This is a genomic window from Deltaproteobacteria bacterium, assembly GCA_011773515.1.
Classification (GTDB): Bacteria; Desulfobacterota; Deferrimicrobia; order J040; family J040; genus WVXK01.
In genome coordinates this window covers 18,174-19,449 of the sequence record WVXK01000108.1, presented here as the reverse complement: position 1 = coordinate 19,449, position 1,276 = coordinate 18,174, and the positions used below count along the sequence as shown (strand labels likewise).

Annotated in this window: 2 protein-coding genes and 1 pseudogene (1 of these 3 running past the window's edge); all 3 read right to left on the bottom strand. The window is 53.5% G+C overall.

What is annotated here, in order from left to right; all coding sequences use genetic code 11:
• Positions 1-17 precede the first annotated feature (17 nt).
• A complete protein-coding gene (locus tag GTN70_11510) occupies positions 18-533 on the bottom strand; it encodes a hypothetical protein (protein NIO17586.1) in 516 nt (171 codons plus the stop codon).
• Between the two features lie 102 nt (positions 534-635).
• Positions 636-1,112, bottom strand: a complete 477-nt coding sequence (locus tag GTN70_11505) for a MaoC family dehydratase (protein ID NIO17585.1) — start codon at positions 1,110-1,112, stop codon at positions 636-638.
• Between the two features lie 102 nt (positions 1,113-1,214).
• Positions 1,215-1,276: pseudogene (locus tag GTN70_11500) on the bottom strand (archease) (it continues 331 nt past the right edge of the window).

Here is a 1,276-nt window from a genome sequence, read left to right as displayed (position 1 = left end):
AAAGGACAGGTGCAGCCTTATGGAGCGAAGCGCGTGAAGACGTAATCGTTGTCCTTGACGTTTGCCTGATGGCACGGGAAGCAGGTTGCGTAGAGCTTTTCGTCGCCAACGGGTTTTCCATCCACGAATCTTCCGAATCCCCAACCGCCCGTTGACGGGTATTTCTTCGAATCCTTCACCATGAATTCCTGTCTCTGGGGCGCTCCGGGGACCAGGGCTGCCTCCCACTCGCCGCTTTTTACTCCCTTGTACGCCAGCTTTGCGAGTATTGCGCCGTCGGGGTAGGGCCGGATGTTGTTCATTGCCGCATCGGCGGCGATAGCATTGCCGAGGATGAGCCGTATTTCATCCTTGTCCGTCCTGTAAGAGGGGGCTATGACCGCCCAGGTCCTGTACCCTTCGGGAACGGTCACTCCCGTTACAGCGGCGGCTTTTTCGCCCCCCGCCGATGCCATTCCTCCAAGAGATGAAAACAGGATGAATGTGAAAAGCAGGGTTAGGCAGAGAAAAAGTGAAATGTTTTTCCTTGCCATGTTTTCCCTCCTTATACAGCTTTTTTTGCTGTTCTCATTTTATCACGCACGTGTACTAAGGTATCGTCTTTAGAAGCCCGGTCCAATCCCCTTCAGCAAGGCTCAGGGACCGGCTGTTTTTTTCGGTGCGAAGAAAGTCCTCTCGAAGGTGAGAATTAGCTCTTTCTTCTGGTTGAATCCTTTCGTTTCAACGGAGACGACACCCATGGTGCTCCGGCTCTTGGAATCCCTCTTGTCCGTTATCCTGCTCTCCGCGTAGAGGGAATCACCGTGGCAAACGGGCTTTAAAAACCGTATCCGGTCTATTCCCAGGTTGGCCGCGGTTTTCCCCGAAAGGTCCCGAACAGTCATGCCGTATACGAGGCAGAAGGAAAAGTAGCCGGTCACCAGGCGCCTGCCCCACTCGGTGCCCTTTGCGTAGTGCTCGTCGAGGTGGAGGGGATGCTGGTTCATGGTAAGGAGGGTAAAGAGGGTATCGTCGAACTCGGTGACCGTTCTCCCGGGAAAATGTTTGAAGATATCCCCCACGGTGAAATCCTCAAAGTACCTTCCAAAGCTCTTCTCGCCGTCGTGTATCATCTTCTTCTCCCCGTTTCTACTTGCTCGGTAGTTTGTTGATACATTATGCCAGGAATGCTTGCACGTCTCTTTGAAAAATGCGAGGCGAGCCCGTATTTTGGTTCAGATGTCGAGGATAACCGTGGCATGCCATCCTTCGCTGGTCTGGCGAAGTGCGAAGCGGT